The organism is Sphaerochaeta sp. PS (assembly GCF_032144095.1).
GTDB lineage: Bacteria > Spirochaetota > Spirochaetia > Sphaerochaetales > Sphaerochaetaceae > Sphaerochaeta.
Genome location: NZ_JAVSNJ010000007.1, coordinates 77,833 through 98,604, shown reverse-complemented (window position 1 = coordinate 98,604; position 20,772 = coordinate 77,833). Strand labels below are relative to the sequence as shown.

The 20,772-nt window shown below is 54.0% G+C and carries 18 protein-coding genes; 5 read left to right on the top strand and 13 right to left on the bottom strand.

All coding sequences use genetic code 11. The annotated features are described in order from the left end of the window. Positions 1-359 precede the first annotated feature (359 nt). The 5 genes from ROJ03_RS08190 to aroF all read right to left on the bottom strand — a co-directional run bounded on the left by ROJ03_RS08190 (position 360) and on the right by aroF (position 5,461). Complete coding sequence (locus ROJ03_RS08190; RefSeq protein WP_313726532.1) at positions 360-704, bottom strand: hypothetical protein; 345 nt, start codon at positions 702-704, stop codon at positions 360-362. A 213-nt stretch (positions 705-917) separates the two neighbouring features. After that, positions 918-2,126 carry an L-serine ammonia-lyase gene (locus ROJ03_RS08185; protein WP_313726531.1) on the bottom strand — a complete coding sequence of 403 codons (1,209 nt, stop codon included), beginning with the start codon at positions 2,124-2,126 and terminating at the stop codon, positions 918-920. A gap of 44 nt (positions 2,127-2,170) precedes the next feature. Beyond that, positions 2,171-2,875, bottom strand: a complete 705-nt coding sequence (locus ROJ03_RS08180) for a hypothetical protein (RefSeq protein ID WP_313726530.1) — start codon at positions 2,873-2,875, stop codon at positions 2,171-2,173. Between the two features lie 158 nt (positions 2,876-3,033). Beyond that, positions 3,034-3,552 (bottom strand): DUF4416 family protein, encoded by a 519-nt coding sequence (locus ROJ03_RS08175; RefSeq protein ID WP_313726529.1) that lies wholly within the window; start codon positions 3,550-3,552, stop codon positions 3,034-3,036. A 1-nt stretch (position 3,553) separates the two neighbouring features. Next, the gene (gene aroF / locus ROJ03_RS08170; RefSeq protein WP_313726528.1) at positions 3,554-5,461 is read right to left on the bottom strand and encodes a 3-deoxy-7-phosphoheptulonate synthase; all 1,908 of its coding nucleotides are present in this window, start codon (positions 5,459-5,461) and stop codon (positions 3,554-3,556) included. 78 nt (positions 5,462-5,539) lie between these two features. Between aroF and nth the strand changes: the two genes are divergently transcribed. Next, on the top strand, positions 5,540-6,202 hold the full coding sequence (nth, locus tag ROJ03_RS08165) for an endonuclease III (protein WP_313726527.1): 663 nt from the start codon (positions 5,540-5,542) through the stop codon (positions 6,200-6,202). Here the strand turns inward: nth and ROJ03_RS08160 are convergent. From ROJ03_RS08160 to ROJ03_RS08130, 7 genes are read right to left on the bottom strand one after another with little or no spacing between them, the layout of a single operon-like run. Beyond that, positions 6,194-6,616: a hypothetical protein gene (locus ROJ03_RS08160; protein WP_313726526.1), complete on the bottom strand. Its 423-nt coding sequence runs from the start codon at positions 6,614-6,616 to the stop codon at positions 6,194-6,196. The two genes, nth and ROJ03_RS08160, sit on opposite strands and share 9 nt — an antisense overlap. A 21-nt stretch (positions 6,617-6,637) precedes the next feature. After that, positions 6,638-7,591: a methylenetetrahydrofolate reductase gene (locus tag ROJ03_RS08155; RefSeq protein ID WP_313726525.1), complete on the bottom strand. Its 954-nt coding sequence runs from the start codon at positions 7,589-7,591 to the stop codon at positions 6,638-6,640. Positions 7,592-7,595: 4 nt separating this feature from the next. Then, entirely contained in the window at positions 7,596-11,129 is a 3,534-nt protein-coding gene (metH, locus tag ROJ03_RS08150; protein WP_313726524.1) for a methionine synthase, read from the bottom strand. Then, positions 11,126-11,872, bottom strand: a complete 747-nt coding sequence (locus tag ROJ03_RS08145; RefSeq protein ID WP_313726523.1) for a UPF0280 family protein — start codon at positions 11,870-11,872, stop codon at positions 11,126-11,128. The genes metH and ROJ03_RS08145 overlap by 4 nt, the downstream gene beginning before the upstream one ends. Before the next feature lie 3 nt (positions 11,873-11,875). Then, positions 11,876-12,289: an NIL domain-containing protein gene (locus tag ROJ03_RS08140; RefSeq protein ID WP_313726522.1), complete on the bottom strand. Its 414-nt coding sequence runs from the start codon at positions 12,287-12,289 to the stop codon at positions 11,876-11,878. Further along, a complete protein-coding gene (locus tag ROJ03_RS08135; RefSeq protein WP_313726521.1) occupies positions 12,286-13,446 on the bottom strand; it encodes a homocysteine biosynthesis protein in 1,161 nt (386 codons plus the stop codon). Before ROJ03_RS08135 ends, ROJ03_RS08140 begins: the two co-directional genes overlap by 4 nt. Before the next feature lie 17 nt (positions 13,447-13,463). Beyond that, complete coding sequence (locus tag ROJ03_RS08130) at positions 13,464-13,775, bottom strand: NGG1p interacting factor NIF3 (RefSeq protein ID WP_313726520.1); 312 nt, start codon at positions 13,773-13,775, stop codon at positions 13,464-13,466. A 36-nt stretch (positions 13,776-13,811) separates the two neighbouring features. On the opposite strand from ROJ03_RS08130, the gene pth reads away from it, so the two are divergent. From pth to ROJ03_RS08110, 4 genes are all read left to right on the top strand, one after another. Next, a complete protein-coding gene (gene pth, locus ROJ03_RS08125) occupies positions 13,812-14,342 on the top strand; it encodes an aminoacyl-tRNA hydrolase (RefSeq protein ID WP_313726519.1) in 531 nt (176 codons plus the stop codon). A gap of 111 nt (positions 14,343-14,453) precedes the next feature. Further along, entirely contained in the window at positions 14,454-17,828 is a 3,375-nt protein-coding gene (locus ROJ03_RS08120; protein ID WP_313726518.1) for an alpha-amylase family glycosyl hydrolase, read from the top strand. A gap of 37 nt (positions 17,829-17,865) precedes the next feature. Then, positions 17,866-19,113 carry a cation:dicarboxylate symporter family transporter gene (locus ROJ03_RS08115; RefSeq protein ID WP_313726517.1) on the top strand — a complete coding sequence of 416 codons (1,248 nt, stop codon included), beginning with the start codon at positions 17,866-17,868 and terminating at the stop codon, positions 19,111-19,113. Positions 19,114-19,119: 6 nt separating this feature from the next. Continuing rightward, positions 19,120-19,887: a hypothetical protein gene (locus tag ROJ03_RS08110; RefSeq protein ID WP_313726516.1), complete on the top strand. Its 768-nt coding sequence runs from the start codon at positions 19,120-19,122 to the stop codon at positions 19,885-19,887. Here ROJ03_RS08110 and ROJ03_RS08105 read toward each other — a convergent pair. Next, complete coding sequence (locus tag ROJ03_RS08105) at positions 19,884-20,741, bottom strand: aldo/keto reductase (protein ID WP_313726515.1); 858 nt, start codon at positions 20,739-20,741, stop codon at positions 19,884-19,886. The genes ROJ03_RS08110 and ROJ03_RS08105 overlap by 4 nt on opposite strands. Positions 20,742-20,772: the final 31 nt, after the last annotated feature.

Genomic DNA, 20,772 nt, shown 5'->3' with positions numbered 1-20,772 from the left:
AATTCGTTATATTATAGAAATATATATGATGTCACATGTGAGAGGGAGATGTGCATAACCTTTAACATATAACATGTTAGGCAATGTTGTATGTTTTTGTATAAGTTGGGTAACAGAGTACTTATTACAGGGAAAAAGCTAACGGAATAGACTCCAAACGCATTTTTGGCGAATAAGGGACCTATGTACGATGTGGGGTTGTGACAAGAGACATGTAGCGATCACCCACAGCCCATATGACGTAGGTGTGGGTGGGATAAGTTGCGGCGAAGTTATGACTTGTACGAAACCATTCCGCGAAAAAGACCGGCCTTGGGACCCTCTTCAGTCCACCATGAACCAAAGCCCTCTGCTACTCATTACTTTTCCAGGACTAGGTTGAAGGAGACGTAACTGCTGTAGGAATCCCTCTCCTTTCCCAGGCTCTTGTTCAGTTGTGCACAGATCTTGGTCAGCGGGATCGTCAGGTACATGTCGCTGCGGCAGACATAGGAAAGGGAATCGGGAAGGTCTTTCCCAAGGGTATCACAGAACAGTTCGTAGGGAACAATCTCCACCCCGTTGGAAAGCGAGGTATGGGAAATCAACAACCTTCCCTCACCCTGGTGCTTGGCAGATATGGCTAGCGTACAGAGGGGGATCTTTAAGGAGGTGGTGGGAGTGTTGCTCCGCTCAAGGGCCCTGTCAGTGACGAGGAGGGTCACCTCCGGACGTGACGACTCAAGGATTATCGCTGAAGATAGTGGCTGAAAAGAGCACAGAGAGGCCAAAAAGAATACTACCCATAGGAGTTTCTTTCTTGGCAGGGAGGAACATGTTGTACAAAACAATTTCTCCATTCTCACAGATTTCCTTAAGCCATATATACTACCATGAAAACCTAGGCTGGGGTAAGTGTTCCAGGGCATGAAAATTCCTTAGCTCAGCACCTTGGCAAGCCCACCTTTTGAAGTCTCGCGATAGAGGGATGGCAGGGCTTGACCAGTCTCCATCATCACCTCCACAACGCTATCAAAAGAGACCTTATGCCTACCGTCACCAAGCAAGGCAAAGGTGCAATGGTCGATCGATCGCATCGCACCCAGGGCATTGCGTTCAATGCAAGGAATCTGTACCAGGCCCCGCATCGGGTCACAGGTAAGGCCAAGATGGTGCTCAAGGCCCATCTCGGCAGCGTATTCGATCTGGTGGATGGTCCCACCAAGCAGCTGGGCTGCCGCCCCGCTGGCCATGGCACAGGCTACCCCGACTTCCCCCTGGCATCCAACCTCAGCTCCGCTGATGGAACCATTGGTCTTCACCAGGTTTCCGATAAGGCCGGCTGTAAGCAGGGCACGAAGGATCTTCACCTTCGAGACCTTATAGTGCTTTGCCAGATAGTAGAGGACCCCTGGAAGGACACCGCAGCTTCCGCAGGTGGGAGCTGTCACGATCTTGCCGCCCCCAGCATTCTCCTCAGAGACAGCCAGGGCATAGCTGATGGCGATGGCGGTATTTCCCAGGGGGCCGGTAAACTCACCAGCCTTGGAGTTGTACTGGCTTGCCTTGCGTGCAAGCTTCAGGCCACCGGGAAGCACCCCCTCAGCATTGATACCGGCCTCGACGGCCTGGCTCATCACATCCCACACCTCGGCAATATAGTCCAGGATCCCATTGCCCTCAAACTGGAGGACAAACTCCCAGAGCTGCAGCCCTTCGGTCGAACAGTATTCGAGGATCTTGGCCATGGTACCATACTCTTTGGGGTATATGTTCTTCTTGTCGTCCTCAATCTCCCCTTCGATGACCACACGACCACCGCCGACACTATAGTAGGTCTGCTGGGCGAGGATGTTCCCTTCGCTGTCATAGCCGAAGAAGGTCAGGGCATTTGGATGAAAGGGTTTCTCCTCATCCGGATACCACGTGATCTCGACCTGCTTGCCGTACTCCTCACAAAGAGTACGTATCGCCTTGTCTGTCAGGTGCCCTTTTCCCGTTGCGGCAAGGCTGCCGTACAGACATGCTTCATAGCGATCTGCCGAGGGGCAAAGCGCAAGGAAATGCTGGGTGGCAAAACGAGGTCCCATGGTATGGCTGCTTGAGGGGCCATACCCAATTCTATATAGTTCACGCAATGATTCCATAGGGGAACTTTACATTTTAACGCAACAAAAGGGAAGATGAATAACTACCATAGAGGCCCATTCTGCAAGGAGATAAAGCTAGCCTCTCCCTCCAGGTCGACAAAGATCCTCAACAGGAGAGAGTCCTCACGATTCCAGAAACAATGGAGCCCATCACCAAGGGTGAGAGCCGCTCCTTCGTGCTCCCAATAGAGCCAAAAGGAGCCGTCAAGTTCCCTCTCCCCGACCCAATACCCTTGGGGCGCCGTAGTAACCTCAACCTGCAAGGGCGGACGGACCTGGATGGAGGATGCAGAGAGTTCCCCATTTACCAGATCCTTCTGAAGCCGGCCATGATCTATGAGGGTCATGTCGTCCGTTTTGGAACGGGCCTCTTGGAGGAGCTGTGGATAGTTGACCCTCTCCAACGCCTCGGCATTGAGTTTCAGGCTCTCCTGCAGATAGTGACACAGCATTCCCTCCCTCTCTGTAAGCAGGACAGCAGAGGTTCCTGTAGGGAGAACGGCTCCCCCCAGGGGAGCAAAGACACCCAACGGATAGGCACAGAAGACCACCGTCTCCGCTCTGTTCACCAGAACTGTTGCACGCTTCTGCCCTGCAGGAAGATGTCGTTGCCTGAGCTTTCCCCCTTCATTCCACACCAACGTATTCCAGAAATTCTGGTTCTGCATCGTCTCCCACCGATGGCGTGGGGGCAGCAGGACAGTGACCTTCCGTTGGGAAAGGGTCTCTGCACTACAGCTTGTCATGAGCAGAACACACAGAAAAAAAAGGAGTAGAAGCTGTTGCAACAACGATAGCTGAAAGGTATTTCTCTTCACACAAGAGAAGAACAAAAAGAGCGTGCTTTACCTCAACGGATGTATAAAGTAAGGGATAGAGGGTATTTTTTATCAGGTTGTGTAGGTTATAAGCTATTGAGGTACTCTGACCGGTATCGTTTGAACAACTGGCAGAAGGCCTCGCTCTTGTAGTCTGCATAGGTCCAGGGAAGGGCATTGAACCTCCCCTTCTGGTAGATGAGGGTGACCTCGGCATAGATGCCCTGCTCAAGCGCAATACGATGGGCACGGTTCTTGGTGGTGGCAAGGACGAGGTTGGCAGCAGTAAGCAGGCCTGGGTCCAGGTTGATCGTCCTACCCCCCTCTTTCTTGAACCTCTCTTCAACTGTATTGGTAAATAGTTTTGCCTGGGCAAGCAAGGAAGGATCGAGCAACCTCTCAAACACCAGGAAGAACCGGGAGGGTGAGGCTCCCATCTCCCGGTCGTAGTAGTCGGTGAAGGAGAATGGGACAGCTTCACTCATCTCAAGGATCGGGCCGAAGCCCTCCTCCAAAAGGGAGAAGAGCTCAGGGTGGGCACCTTCATCGGTCGAGAGCACACCCATGACCAACCTTGCTGGAGTAAAGCCGTTCACTTCTCCCATCTCAGATTCCTGCCGTATAGGTTCCCAGGACCCGAACTGAGGTGCAGCAATCCCGCAACTCCTCAAGAGCCTTCTCAAAGGAACCTTGCTCACCAAGTTCGGTCTCCACAAAGAAGGAGTACTCCCAGGGTTTCCCCGGTATGGGGCGGGATTCCAGTTTCTTCATATTGAGCCCGTGCTTGGTCAGTATGAGCAGGGCCTCAAAGAGGGAGCCTGGGCGGTCCTGCACGGTAAATCTGAGAGAAGCACGGTTTATCACTGCATTCGAGCGGAATGCTTCGGCTATATCTTCCTTGCAGATGACATAGAAGCGGGTGTAGTTGCGGGGATTGCTTTCGATCCCTTCACGCAAGATTTCCATCCCATGTACCACGGCGGCAGGAGATCCTGCAATGGCAGCCTTCGTATGGTCCTTGGACTGCTTGACGAAGGTAACGGAGCCGGCTGTATCAAAGAAAGGGACGGCCTCCGCATGGGAAAGCTCACCTCTGAGGAAGTCCATGCACTGGGCAAGTCCCTGCGGGTGGGAGTAGACCTTCTCGATCTCCTCAAGCTTTGTTCCCGGCAGGACTATCAGGTTGTGGACGATCCTGATCTGTTGCTCCCCCACCACCTGGATATCGGGGTAGCGGTCCAACAGGTCCATGGTATCGAAGATGGTACCACCAAGGGTATTTTCCAACGGGACCATGCCGTAGGTCGCACTGCCCTCCATGATAGCCTCAAAGACGTCGCCGAACTGCTTGCAGGGAAGGACAGCCACATCCTCATCAAACATCCGCCTGATGGCCAGTTCGCTGAAGGCACCCCTTTCACCCTGGAAGGCCACGGTCAGGGAGGTCGCTTTCTCTTTCTTGGTTTTCTGTGCGCTGGAGAGAGGAAGGTTCCGGGAGATCCTCTCCATCGATTTGCCCACTACCGGAGCGAGGGCATGCAGGTCCCGCATGAGTTTCTCGAACTGGGAAGGGAACAGGGATTGGGGACCATCACTGAAGGCCATTTCTGGGTGGTTGTGGACCTCGACGATAAGGCCCGAGGCCCCACTTGCCACCAGGGCAAGGCTCATCGGACTGACCATGTCCCGGATTCCCGTAGCATGGCTGGGGTCTCCGATAACCGGCAGGTGGGTCATCTTCTGGACGATGGGAATGGCGCTGCAGTCAAGGGTGTTGCGGGTGGCCCGCTCGTAGGTTCTGATGCCCCGTTCGCACAGGACAACCTGGTCGGTACCGCTGGCCATCAGGTACTCGGCAGCCATCAGCCACTCCTCGATGGTGGCACACAGCCCCCTCTTGAGAAGGACAGGCATCCCGGTCTTTCCCACAGCCTTCAACAGCTCGAAGTTCTGCATGTTTCTCGCACCGATCTGAAACATGTCTATGTAGGTTGCCATCATGGCAACATCACTGGGATTGACAATTTCGGAGGTGACAGGCATGCCGTAGGCATCTCCAGCTTCCCGAAGGTACTTCAGCCCCTCTTCTCCCAGGCCTTGGAATGCATAGGGAGAGGTCCTGGGCTTGAAGGCACCACCGCGGAGCATGACAGCTCCTGCATCATGTACCGCCTGGGCGATCTCCATGATCTGCTGGCGGCTCTCGATGGCACAGGGACCGGCTATGATGGCGACCCGGTTTCCCCCGATCTTCACCTTGCCCACCGTAACGATGGTGTCCTCTTTCTTCAGCTCGCGTGAGGCTAGCTTGTATGGCTTGCTGATGGGGATGACTTTTGCAACCCCTTCAAGCAGCTCCACTTCACGGTGATCGAGTGAACTTTGGCCAACTGCGCCAAACACTGTCTCTTCCTCTCCAACGATCTCCTTTACGGTATAACCCTTGGTGACAAGAAAGAGCCTGATATGTTCGCGTTGTGCTTCCGCGATGTTTTTCTTCAGTACGATTATCATGCAAATACGCTAGAGGGTATCCTCCAAAAGGTCAAGTAATCCTTGTCTTTTCTCCCCGGCTGTGGTATGCAAATACCCATGGACGAAACATATTGGGAAGAGATTTTTTCCTCATTCAGAAAAGCCATCGAGCATGAGGGGAGGACCCTTCCCTCACTCTCCTTGATCGCAGAGGAAAAGCAGGATCCCTTCAGGGTGCTCATAGCAACCATCCTCTCCTTGCGGACAAAGGATGATGTCACCCTATCCTCAAGCAGGCGCCTCTTCGCACTGGCAGATACCCCAGAAGCCATGCTTGGGCTTTCAACCGATGAGATAGAGAGGGCAATCTACCCTGCAGGGTTCTACAAGACAAAGGCAAAGACCCTACAGAGCATAAGCAGGGAGCTGCTTGCCTCCTATGGGGGGGAGGTCCCCTCCACAAGTGAGGCCTTGATGAAGCTTCCAGGGGTGGGTATAAAGACAGCAAACCTTACCCTCAACCTGGGTTTCGGCATAGAGGCTATCTGTGTTGACTGTCATGTACACAAGATTGCAAACAGGATGGGATGGGTCGAGACAAAGACACCTGAACGGACAGAGATAGCCCTCCAGGGTGTCATGCCCAGGCGCTTCTGGATACCGCTGAATGAGCTATTGGTCATCTACGGGCAGCTGATCTGCACCTCGGTAAGCCCTTGGTGCAGCAAATGCCCCCAACAGCAAAGCTGTCCGAAACATGGTGTCAGCAGGTCACGCTAGAGCTTTCCTGCTCACCTCATAGGTAGCTATCAGCACGATGAGGTGGTACATCACACTCTCAATCCAGGAGATCCACTCTTTTGCGTCAAACCCCCTGAAGCCTGGGGCGATGTCCGAAAAGAAGATGACCGCAACCCAGATCACCAACACAGCAATCATTCCAGCCTTGACAAAAACTGGGGGGAGCTTCTTGGTAAACAAGGGTACGAGCAACACAATACCGCTCAAAAGCACAACAATGGCCACGAGGTAGAGAAGGACATCAGAGTCGAACACATTGTACAGCGAGCGTATCCCCGAGCCTCCTCCTTTGGTAATAAGCCCCTGCAACCCGATGCTGATATAGAGCAAGGAAATCACCAGCCTCAAAAAAAACGCACTCCCTTTCTTGGTAACCGAAATCTTTTCTGCCATAGCACACTCCTTCTTTGTTTCTCAATATACAGCATTGACCACTTGGGAGACAGCCTCTGCCTTGCCCAAGGTATAGAAATGAACACCGGGAACCCCATACTCGATGAGGTCCTTCGCCTGTTTCTTGCACCAGTAGACACCCACCTCCTTTACTTCGGACAGCTTGTTGGCCCTGTCAAGGAGCTCAACCAGCTCAGCGGGAAAGTCGATATGGAAGGTTTGTGGGATGGTCGCGAGGTCACGCTTGCTGCCGATCGGCTTGATGCCTGGAATGATGGGCACATGGATACCACTTGCGCGGCACTCTTCGACAAACCGGTAGTAGACGGCATTGTCAAAGAACATCTGCGTCACGATGTACTCAGCCCCACAGGCGACCTTCTGCTTCAGGTGCTCAATGTCAGAGAGGCGGTTTGCCGCCTCCGCATGCTTTTCGGGATAGCCGGCAACCCCGATACAGAAGTTGGTCTTCTCCCCACCGACGAGGCTTTCATCAAGATAGCGGCCCTGGTTCAGTCTAGCGATCTGGCTGACCATCTCGCTGGAATACTCATACCCCCCGCTGATGGGTACAAACCGCTTTTGCCCGACCGGTGGATCACCGCGCAGGGCAAGGACATTGTTGACTCCCAAAAAGTTGAGCTCCAGCAGGGCATCCTCGATCTCCTCGCTTCTCATGCCACCGCAGATGAGGTGGGCAACCACAGGAATGCCGAAGGTGTGCTGGATCAAGGCAGAGAGGGCGATGGTACCAGGCCGTTTGCGAACCGTACGACGTTCAAGCAAGCCATCCGGACGTTCTACATAGACAACCTCTGCCTGGTGGTTGGTGACATTGATGTAGGCTGGCTCATAGATGCTCAACGACCGTACCGTCTCAAGGAGAGTCTGTGCATTCCCACCCTTCAGGGGAGGGACCAGTTCAAAGGTAAACAGTGGCTTCTTGGCCTCTTTGAGGATATCTATGACTTTCATAGACTCAGTATTCCATACCGGAGAGCAGTGTGACAAGCATATCCTTTGCCACACCCTTTCTTTGGGCGTACAGGTCAAGCTGCTCGTCCGCTATCTTGCCTACGGCAAAATAGCGGAGGTCCTCGCCACCGATGAGCATCGAACAGACCGTTGAAGCAGGGTCCATGGCGAAACTCTCGGTAAGACGGACACCGATCCGCTGTTCGGCCTGCAAAAGGTCAAACAGGGTACGCTTCTCGCTGTGGTCGCTCCAGGAGGAGTACCCAGGCGCCGGACGGATGAAGGTAGGGCAAGGGCAGCCCCACCGTTGCCTGAGGAAAGCCTCTGCCTCATCGGCCAATACCTCGGCAAGCCTGTCGGAGAGCAGCTGGATGGCCAGGTGGCTGTAGGTCTCGCCTTCCTGCTTGAGCGTAAGCAGCCTCTCTTGCAGTTGCAATGAGGAACTGGCTACCAATAGCCCGACGGTATCCTCCTTGGCTATGGCATCGGCAAGGCAGAACCCGCTCTGCTCATTGCGAAGGAAGAAGAAGGAGCTATCCCCCACCTTCACCTCCAGACGATCGCTCTGTGCGGGAAAGAGGCCACAGACAATACGGCACCCTTCTTCGAACAGGGCAGCGAGCTCCTTGTCATCAAGAAGGGCCTTTGCCTCAGAGACAAGGCGCTTTCCCTCGTCACTTGCAAAGGGGACTTTCCAAGCCGCACAGTACATCTTCCAGTTTATCTTCTCCACCAAGTAGTCGAGCCTGAAGCCATCAACAACAAAGATGCCATACTCCTCTGCCTTGGAACCCTGGCTCTTCTGCTCCTGCTTTTCCAGAATCGATGCATAGGAAAAGGGTGGTTGGGGACTCTTTTCTGCCCGCTCCTTCTGGACCAGATAGAGGGTCTGTTCTGCATGTCTTCTGAAAAACTGTTCCTTTTCCTGCCCAACTGCCTGGCTGGCGGTCAAAGCCATCGCGGAGGCATCACGGGTCTGGATTACAGACCCTCCATACAGGGGGGAGAGCTTAACTGCGGTGTGCAGTTCGCTGGTGGTTGCCCCACCCACAAAGATGGGGATGGTACACCCCCGCTCCTGGAAGAGGGAGATGACAGAGGCCATCTCCTTCAGGGAGGGGGTGATGAGCCCACTCAACCCAACCAGGTCGGCTTTGTGTTCCAGGGCAGAGGAGAGTATCACTTCCTTGGGAACCATCACCCCAAGGTCGATCACCTCGAAATTGTTGCAGGTAAGGATCAGGCTGACGATGTTCTTGCCAATGTCGTGCACATCACCCTTTACCGTAGCAATGACTGCAACCTTCTTTGCCTGATCGCCTAGATCTAGCTTTGAGTTCTCGATATATGCAGTAATTCGTGGCTGGAGGATATCGACAGCCATCTTCATGGTACGGGCACTTCGGACAACCTGGGGAAGGAACAACTTGCCTTCCCCAAAGAGAAGCCCGACCTGTTTCATGCCATCCATCAGGGGGCCTTCCACCAGGGTCAGGGGATTTTCCTCCGAAAGGAGGGCCAGGTCCTCTGCAAGATACCCTATCTCCCCTTTGAGTACGGCTTGGACCAGCCTCTCTCTGGGGGAGAGAGCCTTCCACGCTTCGGCCTCCTGTATCGAACTCTCGGCATTGCTGTCGACACTACCAAGATCACTTTGCAATGCAAGGTCGATGAGGTCCTTGCGCAAGGAAGGAAGGTCATCCCCCTCGGCAAGGAGGGCCTGGGTAATGATGGTCCTTGCATTCGCTTCGATGGCAGTGACATCCCTGCTGACAGCTGGGTTGACTATGGCCATGTCCAGATCGGACAGGTCGAGGAAGATTGCATGCATGGCGTTGCGCAGGGGGTCGTTTCCCCGGAACGAGAAGGAGAGGTTGCTGACCCCTCCACTGGTGTGGCAGTGGGGAAGGTTCCCCTTGATCCAGGAAACAGCCTTCAGGAAATCGCGTGCATAGGTGTCATGCTCATCGATTCCTGTGGCAATGGTGAGCACATTGGGATCGAAGATGATGGCCTCAGGCTCTATGCCTGCCTGGATGAGCAGGTTGTAGCTACGTTGTGCAATGGCAATCTTCTTCTCATAGCCATCGGCCTGTCCCTCCTCATCAAAGAGCATCACAACCATGGCACAGCCATAGGAGGCGATAAGCTTTGCATGGGACAAAAACTTCTCCGGGCCCTCTTTCAGGCTGATGGAGTTTACGATGCACCTGCCCTGGATCTCCTGGAGGGCTGCCTCAATGACAGACCAGTCGGAGGAGTCGACCATGACAGGAACCCTGCTTACGGAAGGATCGCTTCCGATATGCCTGAGGAAGGTGACCATGCTCTCCTTGGCTTCGAGCATCGAGGCATCCATGCAGAGGTCGATGACCTGGGCACCTTCCTCGATCTGCTTCCGGGCAACCGAGAGTGCCTCCTCCCATTTCTTGCCTTGGATAAGGCGGGCAAACTTCCGCGACCCTGCCACATTGGTCCGCTCGCCAATGACGAGAAGCTGCCCTGGCTTGGCCGTCACCCCTTCCAGACCGCTGAGGCTCAGGGTATGTTGCCTTTCAACCCGTATATGGGTTGGTTTGCCTTGGATTGCCTTGGAAAGGGCGCGGATATGGTCCGGCTCGGTCCCGCAGCACCCCCCTACGATATTCAGGCATCCTGAAGCGAGGACACCCTCCAACTCATCTGCCATCTGCTGGGGAGACAGGGTGTAGAAACCCTCCTTGTCTGGAAAACCTGCATTGGGGTGGGCGCTGATGTAGAACGGAGCAAGGGAGGAGAGTTTCCTGATGAGGGGCAGCATCTCCTCAGGTCCTGTGGAGCAGTTCAGTCCCAGGGAAAACAAGGGGAAGGAGGAGAGGGCGATGACAAAGGCTTCCAGAGTCTGTCCACTCAGGGTACGCCCGCTCTGGTCGCTGAAGGTTGCACTGACCATCAAAGGAACACGGCGGTCCATCTTTTCCATCGCCTCAAGGCATCCCATGATCGCACTTTTTGCTACGAGGGTGTCGAAGACCGTCTCGATCAGCAACAGGTCGACGCTTCCTTCAAGAAGCACTTCGGCCTGATGGGCATACATCGCCTTGAACGAGGCGAAATCACTCTGCCTAAAGGCAGGGTCATCGACATTGGAGGAAAAGGAGAGGCCCCGGTTGGTCGGCCCAAGCACACCGGCTATAAAGGCATAGCCCTCATGGCTGGCCTCAAAGTCAGCTGCCGCCTCACGGGCTATCTCGCACGCAGCCTGGTTGATGGTTGCAACTTCATCGCTGAGCCCATACTCCTCAAGGTTGAAGGCGTTGGCACAGAAGGTGTTGGTCTCGATGATGTCAGACCCTGCCTCGAGGTAGGCAGTATGGATGCCGAAGATGACATCCCCTCGGGTGAGGTTGAGCACCTCATTGCACCCCAGGGCAACCTTTCCTTCAAAGGTGAAGTCATCGGCTTCCAGGCTTTCTTTTTGGATCATCGTCCCCATCGCCCCGTCAAGGAGTGCAATTCGTTCACCGACTATCTTGTGCAAATATGCTTGTCTGTTCATGCTTGGGTGCGAACCTCCAACTGGCCACAGAGTGCCAGCTTTGTATCGAGCAACACAAGGGCTGATAGGATTTGCCCCTGTGCATTCATTTCGTTGCATATGGCCTGGACATCGTCCTCGGTCTCTACCTTGTTGCAGTAGGAGGTTGCATACCCATCGGCCAGGGCAGCATCCTTGCAGGCAACCATTACAGCATCGGCCTTGCCGAAGCTTGTGGAGTGCCCAATTTTTGCAGAGGAGGTGCAAACCCCGATAGGGCTATGAAAAGGGTCCACTACTATTGAAACCTTACCCGAAAGGCTATTGTCCCCTGCATACAGCGTTACAGACAACTCTTTCAGGATATCAATATAGAGGTCCCCTCCATTTTCCACAACAACCTCATCCAAGCAGAACCTCTCCTTCAGATGCCTTCCGACCTCTTGGGCAATGGCCCCTGCCACACTGGCCATTGGTCCGGTGTGGGAGAGCCTGGCGGCCTGGAGCATCCCAGAGAGAAACGGCGAACAAGGGAGGTTACCCTCTGCAAGGGGGACAAGGGAGGTCAGAAATGTTGGGTCAGGGAAGGTGAGGATCTCATTGCGCAATCTTCTGAGGATGTGTGCAGCCTCAGAGCGGACTTGGTCGATCGCCACCAGAGCTGGGGTATAGCCGATCCATAGGTCGCTCTCTCCCACCGCAAGGACAAAGGAGGTAAAACGGGAGCCCCCCATCTCTTTTCGGTAGGTACGGCTCTGGAACATAGCCTAGGCCTCTCTCTCATTGGAGACTTCGAAGAGCTGCATGGGGCATGCCTGCACACAGAGCGAACAGACCACACAGAGGGCTGGATCGTAGACCAGCTTCCACTGGGGATCCATGCTCAGTGCCCTTGAGGAGCAGACTGCGGTACACGCACCACAGTTGATGCAACCCTCCTCTTGGAACGTCAGCTCCTTGAACATCTCCGACACGAGGATACCGCTGTCCAAAAGCCAGGCTACACTGCCGGAGAGGGCCTCTTGTGTTCCCGAAAGCTCGACGATGAGCTTGCCACCCCTACCTGAAGCGACATCGGCGTTGAGGATGTTGATGTCCACGTCGTAGGTCCTGACCAGCTTGCTTACCAAGGGTTGCTCAACAAGGGTTGGGGAGAAGCGTAGTGCATAGCGTTTTTTCATCGGGTACCCTCCTCTCGGCTCACCATGGTTTTCACAAAGCTGTCCTGGGGAAACATGTGGACCGCTTCGGTAAGGAAAAAGGAGCCTTCCTCTATCCACTCTTGCAAAAGCTTTGCTATCTCCCTTGCCATGCTCAGGGAGGAGAGGGGGGCACTCTTCACCTCCTTGCCGTCAGGGAGGGTAACCTTGCCGCTCTGCAGTTCTGCATAGGTGGTCCTGCCGACACTGGGGTGGCCTTCGATGCCATAGTCAAGGATCATGGTGTCGATCTGCCTGTTGCTGATGGCCAGATGCCTTGCCATCTCGACATCCAGAACCGGGATGGGAATGCCGATTCCCACAAACATGGATATGCCGTACTTCTCATAGTAGGCCGAGCGGATGTAATCGGTGGACATCTTCTTGGCATCGCCAATGACGGCAAGGGTAGCACCACCACCCAAGGGGATGCCGTGCTCGTTCCTCTCCCGGGTGGTATTGTACTGGGTCCCGTTCCAAACCACATACCCTTCGGTCCCGCCGAGGAAAATCCTTGTCCCCAGCCCTATGGTCCTGAGATAGGGGTCGTTGAGCAGGGGGCTGAGTTCTCCGCTGGTGGAGTAGGTTATGTTGCTACATCGGGGAAGCAGGATCCCCATGTAGGTGTTCCTGATCTTGTTGGTGCTGTTGGTGGCAGCCGCATAGTTCTGGTAGGAGTTACGGGGGTTGAACAGATAGAATTCATTGATAGTATCCTTGTTGATCCAGGTGTCTATCTCCTTGGTAGGGTAGCAGTCGGTGCCCTTTCCCCGGGCAACGAGACGCACATCCTTTCCTGCAATGAGATCCTCGATCACATTTGCCCCTCCGTAGGTTGGATCAAACTTCGATTCTGCTGTTGCCCCAATGATCGTATCCACCGCGGCAAGCCCCTCATAGGCGGAGACCCCGTTGAGCGTTATCTCCTCCATCCTGATGCCTGGGGACCAGTGGCCGAAGTTGATGACTGCCGAGGAGGAGCACATCGGGCCGAAGGTTGCCGTGGTGACTACGTCAACCTCATCGGCGAGGACCTCTATGCTGGTGTGCTGTGCCATCAGGGTGAACTCTTCGGCGGTGACGACCACAACCTTCCCTTGTTTGATCTTCTCGTTGATCTGCGCAACACTCTTTGCCATGGGAACTCCTCAACCCTTCACAGGGTACGGACGGGAATTAGGTGGAAGGCTGGCACCTCGTAGGGATGGGCATCTTTCAGGGCCTGGACCACAAGAGGGGCATCTTCTTCATTGACAACCAATTCTATCCGCCACTCCCTCACTTGTGCAAGCTCACCTCTCTTCCCAAGGAAAGGATCGCTGCCCTGCAATGGCCGAAACTGGCCAAGGCCTTCGGTTTCCCAACAGCACTGGTCATAGCCACCCATCACCCCTGCCCCTGCGGAGAAGAGAGCCTGCTTGACCTGTTCCAAATGGCTGTGTGGTACATAACAGACAAGTATATACATCTTTTCTCTCCCTTCTATTCATCGTATGATAGGGCTATGGTAAAACTTCTCATCTTCCTCGGCAACCCAGGCAAGCTCTATGAAAAGAGTCGACACAATGTCGGCTGGCTTTTGTGCGACAAACTCTATCCCTCCGTCCAATGGGCTGAGAAGTTCCACTCCCTCCATGCAAAGGTAGGGACCGTGCGATTGCTCAAGCCGCAGACCTATATGAACGAGAGCGGCAAGGCAGTTAGGGCCTGTACGGACTTCTTCAATTTCAAGGCGGAGGAGATCCTCGTAGTCCATGATGATCTGGAACTGCCCTTCGGTACGGTACGTTTTCAGAAAGGTGGAGGGCTACAGGGACATAACGGGCTGAAGTCCATCAAGAGCCATCTGGGAGAGGATGGCTTCTACCGCCTACGCTTCGGCATCGGCAGACCGGCCAAGGGAAGTGTGGCCTCCTACGTGCTGCTCCCATTTTCCAAGGAAGAGGCTCCTTTGCTTCCGATACTCTTTGACAAGGCGGAACACCTACTTTCAGTGGATGTATCGGCACTTCCAGCAACAGATACATTAGTCTAACACTCCTGCTCCCTCCACAAGGGGGTTACAACAAAGGCATTGCATGGTATACTTTCCCTGTCTTGGAGACTTCCGGACCGATGACAACAACCACACTCTTGGAGGCGTGAATTGATTACACGTGACCTTCGCATTTCAATCCGTACAAGGACTGAAATGGATTTTTTTTCGGCGTTGTTTCCCTCTACAAATACGGTGGGAACCCTCTACAGACAAGCAAATGAAATAGCACACCTATACAATACCAAGGTAAAGGAAAAAGATGGCAGCGGCTTTGTTTCGGCAGGGAAACTCCATGCTACAGCAGTGTTGCACCTGCTCTACCAGACGGTACTCAGCCGGTATCTCAATGATACTGAGCCGGATTTCTTCAGCCGCCTCACCTCCCTGATGGCCAAGAACCACGCGGGATCTGATGTACTGGCATTCTTCATCAAGGAGTTTCCTTCTCCACTGTTGCTGGAGCAGCAGCTGCCTCTCGAACTCTTCTACGATGAGTCCCTCAGAGGCTATTTCGTCCATCAGGTTATGTTGGACAACCCAGCCCTCCTCAAGGCGGCAAAACCTTTCATAGCTCCTGAAGGACTCTCTTTCCCCAAGGGAGCCCAGGCCCTTACGGCACTGTTGGGAGGCTATACCCAGGGTACGGCACTCATGCCCAACAGCGAAGAGGATATCTTCACCTTCCTCACCAGGCCCTCAAAGCTCTATCCAGATTCCATACTCGACCAGATCGCCTACATCATGGAAACGTGGGGTGACCTGTTGCCTCCAGAGCTCAAGGAGTTGCTCCTCCATGCCATCGACTATGTCAAGGAGGAGGAGAAGCCCCATTTCTCAGCTCCGACCGGCCAGGGAGGGGGTTCAGGAGCCCCAACCTTTGTGCCTGACTACAGCGCCTTCAATACGGAGTACGAGGCCTTCTCCGCTGACCGCAACTGGATGCCCAATGTCGTGATGATCGCCAAGTCCACCCTCGTCTGGCTGGACCAGCTCTCCAAGGAGTACGGCCATGCCATCACAACACTCGACCAGATACCCAACCAGGAGTTGGACAACCTGCACGAACGAGGCTTCACTGCCCTTTGGCTCATAGGCCTTTGGGAGCGGAGCAGCGCTTCGAAGACGATCAAGAACCTCTGTGGGAATCCTGAGGCTGAGGCCTCAGCCTACTCGCTGAAAAACTATGAGATAGCAACCTCCATCGGAGGGTGGGAAGCGCTTGAGAACCTTCGACAGAAGTGTGCCGACCGCAGGATCCGCCTTGCAAGTGACATGGTTCCCAACCATACAGGCATCGACGGGGATTGGATATTCAACCACAGCGAATACTTCATCCAACAAAGCTACCCTCCCTTCCCCTCCTATACCTACCATGGACCGAATCTCTCGGAGAACCCGGATATCGAAATCAAGCTGGAGGACCACTACTATGACCGCACCGATGCGGCCGTAACCTTCAGGAGGAAGGACTTCCGTACAGGAGAGACCTCCTACATCTTCCATGGAAACGATGGCACTTCGATGCCCTGGAACGACACTGCCCAGCTCGATTTCCTCAATCCATTGACCCGGGAGGCTGTCTTCCAGCAGATCAAGCACGTGGCAAAGAACTTCCCCATCATCCGATTCGACGCCGCAATGACCCTGGCGAAGAAACATATCCAGCGCCTCTGGTACCCCAAGCCTGGCCTAGGCGGGGACATTGCAGGCAGGGCAGGCAGCGCCCTCGATGATGCCACCTTCCACAACCTCATCCCCCAGGAGTTCTGGAGGGAGGTGGTTGACCGGCTCAGCGTGGAGCTTCCCGATACCCTGCTGCTTGCAGAGGCATTCTGGATGATGGAAGGCTACTTTGTACGGACGCTAGGCATGCACCGCGTCTACAACAGCGCATTCATGAACATGCTCAAGAACCAGGAGAACCAGAAGTACCGGGAGACCATCAAGACCACCATCAGCTTCGAGCCCGAGATTCTCAAGAGGTTCGTCAACTTCATGAACAACCCTGACGAGGATACTGCAGTAGAGCAGTTCGGCGAAGGGGACAAGTACTTTGGTGTCTGTACACTCCTGGCAACCATGCCAGGCCTTCCCATGTTCGGCCATGGGCAGATCGAAGGGTACAAAGAGAAGTATGGCATGGAGTACAGCAAGGCATACTGGGACGAAAAGCCCAACCAGTGGATGATAAGCGAACACTACCGGAGAATCTTCCCCTTGCTGAAGAAGCGATACCTCTTCAGTGGTGTCGACTACTTCCAGATCTTTGACCTTGTGGAGGATGGCCATGTCCACGAGTCAGCCTTCTGCTACATCAATGGAAACGAGCAGGAAAAAGCCATGGTCCTCTACAACAACCAGTATGAAAGCGTACAGGGTTGGTTGAAGAACTCCTCTGCCAAGCTGGAGAAGCAGGGAAACGACAAGCGTACCGAGACAGTCTCCCTTGCAGAGGCCTTGGGCCTCACTGTCGGGGGCAGAAGGTATGTGCTCTACGAGGGATTCCCCGATAAGCTTACCTATATGGTCCCCTCCCTGAAGGTATTCGATGAGGGTGGGCATTTCCACCTCAACGGTTTTGAGTCAAAGGTCCTGCTCAACATCAGGGAGGTCGAGGATGTCGACGGTACCTATGAGATGCTCTACAACGACATCGGGGAGCAGGGAATCGAAAACCTGGAGCAGGAGATCCTTGCCCTTCGCCTGAAACCCGTATTCAAGGCTATGGAGAACCTGCATGGCGACCAGTTCAGGAAACTTCTGGAGACAATGCTCAAGGGAGAGGCTACTGCCAAGACCGAACGCAAGATGATCCTCACCCTTGCAGAGGCCTATACCCACCTTAGCGCAGTGGTGGAACTGCTCCATCCGGCTGCAGAGAACGCCCTTCCTTCCAAACCCAGGGAGATAAGCCCCTCTGAGATGCTTGCAGAGATCCAGCGCTGGACCGCCATCTTCAAGAAGGATTCGCCCGAACCCTACTTTGCCCATGGGGCAGCCATCATGGATGAGTTGCCTTCCATCATTGCTGCTACGCTGTTTCTCAAGCCGTTCATCCATCCGGATACCACTATTGAGGATGCTATGGTAGCCAGTGACAAGCTCTTGCTTCCACGCTTCTTCTGCAAGGAACTGGAGGATGTAGGATTCAGTGGGGAAAGTGCAAGGAAAGCATGCCATAGCTCAGCCATCCTGGCAGCTTCTGCGAACATGGTCCCAGACTTCGGCGCAAAACCCCAGAAGATCCTTGCCACACTGCTTGGGGACAAGGCCATGATGACCTATGCAAACTGCAATGAATACCAGGGTGTCACCTGGTACAAAAAGGAGGCAATCCAAGAAATCATCTATCTGTCTGCCCTCTCCTTCCAAGTCATTGGGGGGTGTACAAGCACCGTTGAGTATGTGACGGCACTGACCAGGGCGGAGACAGAATCGGGGTATAAGTTGAGCCTTCTCTTGGGACAAGGCGAAGATGTTTGATTGACTTGACGCTACCGATAAGATACTCTTGGAAACTATGAAGACGTGGATAACCTATCTCGCAGCAACAGCTTTCGGGTTGGCTGGAACGCTCCTTTTTGGAGATTCTGGACTCTACCAGCAAATTATGTATACCGCCACAGCCCTGTTCATACAGCTGGGTGGATTTATCTTGATCCCAATCGTATTCTTTGGGTTCTCCTCCGGCATAGCCTCCTTGCGAAAGGATTCCTTGGGAGGGACCTTCACCTGGACAACTACCCTTTGGAGTATCCTCTCGACACTCCTTTTGGTTGCAGGCGGCGCTGTGGTATTTCGCTTCTTCCCCAATGTATTTCCCGCTAGCAGCAGCGCAGGATCGGAATCCTCGATCATAGGGGCTGTTGCCCCCCAATCGCTTTCGACCCTCTTCAGTTCGATGCTTCCGGTAAACCCCTTCTATTCGCTTGCCTCTGCAGAGAGCTTTCTGCTTCCTGTCATAGTCATAGCCCTGCTGTTCGGTTTCTTCCTCAAGCCAAACGTAGAGGTCATCAGGCCAGCATACGTGACAATGAACTCCCTGAGCGAAACCATGTTCCGCATCGCACATGCCTACAGCAGGATCGGTCACTTCATGGTTTTCTTTACCTCTTCCTACTGGTTCACCCGCCTGCAGAATGAGGGGACGATCTTTGTGGCAGGGTTCTTCCTTGTGATGCTTATCCTCTCCACCTTAGCTGTGTTGCTTATCCTGCTGCCCCTGTTGTTCAGCCTTCTTACTAGGTTCAAGGTCAACCCCTACAAGATACTCTACCGGATGATCGCCCCGGCGATAGCGGCCCTCTTTTCAGGAAGCATCTTCTTCAGCAGCCCGATGACCATCTCCCATGTCAGGCACAACCTTGGATGCCAGAAACGCGTCAGCGCAACTGCGGTTCCCCTCTACACCCTCATCGGCCGAGGTGGTTCTGCTATGATCGCTACGCTGAGCATCACCAGCTTGCTCTATGCAGCGCTTGGAAGTATGCCCTCCGACAAGGTCATCATCCTGGTTGCGCTCGCCAGCGCCCTGTTCTCCTATGCAAGTGCCCTCTATCTGGGCTTCGAGGTATTCTTCATCACGATCATCGCCCTCAAGTTCTTGAAAATCGACCTCTATGGTGCTGAGATGACCCTCATCGCCCTCATGCCGATCCTCAACGGCTTTGGAAGCCTCATTGACTCGTATATTGCCGCCTTTGGTACTGCCTACACCTGCCAGATCATGGGTGTGAAACATGAGAGCTCCTACAGGGACATGCTCTAAACAGCTATGGGAAAAAACGGACGTTTTGTATTTCTGGGCATCCAGGCCATCATAACCTTCTTTCTTACAGGGTTCCTTGTCCATGCACTGCTACTGGCAAATGAGCAACAGGTGCAATCCGGTGTGCTTTCCCATCTCGTACCCTCATTGGTCCATCTCTGGATAACCCTTATAGCTGCCCTGTTGCTTTGTGTATTCTACCGTGCAAACATCGGGGCTGAAGCCCGCTTTCTTCCCCTGCTTTTCCTGATGATCTGTCTAGGGAATGTCAAGGTGCTTCCGCTCTACCAGCACCTTTCGCACATCATGATACTCAGCCCCTACTGGACCGGTATCATCTACCACTTTTCCTTTCTTTTCTCGACATTCCTCTTTTTGGCTTCAGGCCTGTTCCAACAGACCATGAACCCGGTACGCCTAGGGCAGTACTCCTTCATCGGCTCAGCCATCTCCCTGCTGCTCTCCATGTTGGTGCCGATATCAGCAAACTCCTCTTCCTTCCTCAAGGAAGCGAGCATTACCAATACCCTGTTCCTGGGAGTGACCATCATGGTCAGTGCCCTGGCAGTCATCACCTTCATCATCGCAATCTATGAGGAGAACGGCAGCAGGCAGACTGTGGTCCGTTGCCTCTCCTTCATGCTTATGATCGTAGGAAATGCTACGGTTACCATCAGCCAGAACCCCCTCTACAATGCAATCGGGCTTGCCCTGTATGTAGCTGGGGCAACCCTGCTCATCCTGGTGACCAGGACCTATCACATCTGGGCCTAGGAAAAAAGCGGCTTCATCCCTTCCTGTTTTACAAAGGCTTCCATCTCCTTGTCGGAGGGAAAAAGCATTGGTTGCTCTGCCTTCTCAAGCAGAGTCGGCAACAGGGAGATATCCCCTGTGCTGTTGAGGAATACCTCAGGATTCTTCAGCACCCAACCTACTGCCATGGCGATGGACTGATGGTCAGTAAGAGGTTCATACCAGGTGGCAAAGGGATTGATGGAATCACCAACCTCCTTCCTTGCAAGGGCCTTTATGGTCTGCACTGCAACTGACCGCTGCTTGCAGAGAGCCATGAGCTGGTTTACGTCAGCGCTATATTGAGGGACCTGCATCATCGGGAAGTTGAAGGGAAAGAGGACAGAATCAAAATCATATCGCATGAGGCTCCGGTAATGGGTCCTTGGGGCTCCCAGGCCATGGCCTGTAACACCGAGGAACCTGACCAGCCCCTGGCGCTTAGCCTCCAGGGCTGCTTCCAGGACACCCCCTTCCCCCATGGCGACCTCCCACTGGTGCTCGTCGACAAGCAGATGGAACTGCCACAGGTCGATATGGTCGGTCTTCATGTTGTCCAGGGATTGCTGCAGCTCATCCAGGGCTTCCTGCTTAGTCCTCTTGTCGGTTTTGGTTGCAAGGAAAAATGAGGAGCGGAAATTCTTCATCCAGGGACCTATCCTCAGCTCGGCCTGCCCATAGCTGTGTGCTGTATCAATATGGTTTACCCCATATCTGAGCAAAAGTTCCAAGGTTTCGTCCGCTTCCTTCTGTGTCACCTTCCCTAAGGCTGCAGCGCCAAAGAGTACTCGACTGCTCTCATGTCCTGTCCTTCCGAACTTCATTCTTGCTATCATGACACTACCTCAGCCCAAGTATACCACAAGA

What these genes read in the sequence shown, in the direction of transcription:
- metH (WP_313726524.1), bottom strand. Translation starts at nt 11,129, where the DNA reads ATGAACAGACAAGCATATTTGCACAAGATAGTCGGTGAACGAATTGCA.
- ROJ03_RS08130 (WP_313726520.1), bottom strand. Translation starts at nt 13,775, where the DNA reads ATGTATATACTTGTCTGTTATGTACCACACAGCCATTTGGAACAGGTC.
- ROJ03_RS08160 (WP_313726526.1), bottom strand. Translation starts at nt 6,616, where the DNA reads ATGGCAGAAAAGATTTCGGTTACCAAGAAAGGGAGTGCGTTTTTTTTG.
- nth (WP_313726527.1), top strand. Translation starts at nt 5,540, where the DNA reads ATGGACGAAACATATTGGGAAGAGATTTTTTCCTCATTCAGAAAAGCC.
- ROJ03_RS08105 (WP_313726515.1), bottom strand. Translation starts at nt 20,741, where the DNA reads ATGATAGCAAGAATGAAGTTCGGAAGGACAGGACATGAGAGCAGTCGA.
- ROJ03_RS08185 (WP_313726531.1), bottom strand. Translation starts at nt 2,126, where the DNA reads ATGGAATCATTGCGTGAACTATATAGAATTGGGTATGGCCCCTCAAGC.
- ROJ03_RS08140 (WP_313726522.1), bottom strand. Translation starts at nt 12,289, where the DNA reads ATGAAAAAACGCTATGCACTACGCTTCTCCCCAACCCTTGTTGAGCAA.
- ROJ03_RS08175 (WP_313726529.1), bottom strand. Translation starts at nt 3,552, where the DNA reads ATGGGAGAAGTGAACGGCTTTACTCCAGCAAGGTTGGTCATGGGTGTG.
- ROJ03_RS08135 (WP_313726521.1), bottom strand. Translation starts at nt 13,446, where the DNA reads ATGGCAAAGAGTGTTGCGCAGATCAACGAGAAGATCAAACAAGGGAAG.
- ROJ03_RS08110 (WP_313726516.1), top strand. Translation starts at nt 19,120, where the DNA reads ATGGGAAAAAACGGACGTTTTGTATTTCTGGGCATCCAGGCCATCATA.
- aroF (WP_313726528.1), bottom strand. Translation starts at nt 5,461, where the DNA reads ATGATAATCGTACTGAAGAAAAACATCGCGGAAGCACAACGCGAACAT.
- ROJ03_RS08115 (WP_313726517.1), top strand. Translation starts at nt 17,866, where the DNA reads ATGAAGACGTGGATAACCTATCTCGCAGCAACAGCTTTCGGGTTGGCT.
- pth (WP_313726519.1), top strand. Translation starts at nt 13,812, where the DNA reads ATGGTAAAACTTCTCATCTTCCTCGGCAACCCAGGCAAGCTCTATGAA.
- ROJ03_RS08180 (WP_313726530.1), bottom strand. Translation starts at nt 2,875, where the DNA reads ATGACAAGCTGTAGTGCAGAGACCCTTTCCCAACGGAAGGTCACTGTC.
- ROJ03_RS08155 (WP_313726525.1), bottom strand. Translation starts at nt 7,591, where the DNA reads ATGAAAGTCATAGATATCCTCAAAGAGGCCAAGAAGCCACTGTTTACC.
- ROJ03_RS08145 (WP_313726523.1), bottom strand. Translation starts at nt 11,872, where the DNA reads ATGTTCCAGAGCCGTACCTACCGAAAAGAGATGGGGGGCTCCCGTTTT.